The sequence below is a fragment of the Psychrobacter sp. CAL346-MNA-CIBAN-0220 genome, assembly GCF_040309805.1.
Lineage (GTDB): Bacteria > Pseudomonadota > Gammaproteobacteria > Pseudomonadales > Moraxellaceae > Psychrobacter.
This window is the reverse complement of sequence record NZ_JBEOPF010000230.1, coordinates 1-275: the sequence shown is the minus strand read 5'-3', so window position 1 is coordinate 275 and position 275 is coordinate 1. Positions and strand designations below refer to the sequence as shown.

At 48.4% G+C, this 275-nt stretch carries 1 protein-coding gene; it reads left to right on the top strand.

Annotation, left to right across the window (positions count from 1 at the left end; all coding sequences use genetic code 11):
• Positions 1-275 (top strand): AbgT family transporter (locus tag AAEY88_RS13435; protein WP_350563187.1); only part of this gene is annotated, 275 nt, incomplete at both ends.

Genomic DNA, 275 nt, shown 5'->3' with positions numbered 1-275 from the left:
ATGCTACCGCATCCCATCACCTTATTTGCAATATTTTGTATCGTAATTGTTGTATTTAGTGGAGTGGCGGATTGGTTTGGCCTAAGTGCAATCGATCCTCGACCTGAGGGCTCGCCTGGGCGCGAACCCGATGGTGTTATTGAAGTAGTGAGCTTGCTTAGTGCCGAGGGATTACAGCGTATTGTAACTGGCTTGGTAACTAACTTTACCAGTTTTGCACCACTGGGCACGGTACTGGTAGCTTTACTTGGTGTGAGTGTTGCTGAGCACTCTGG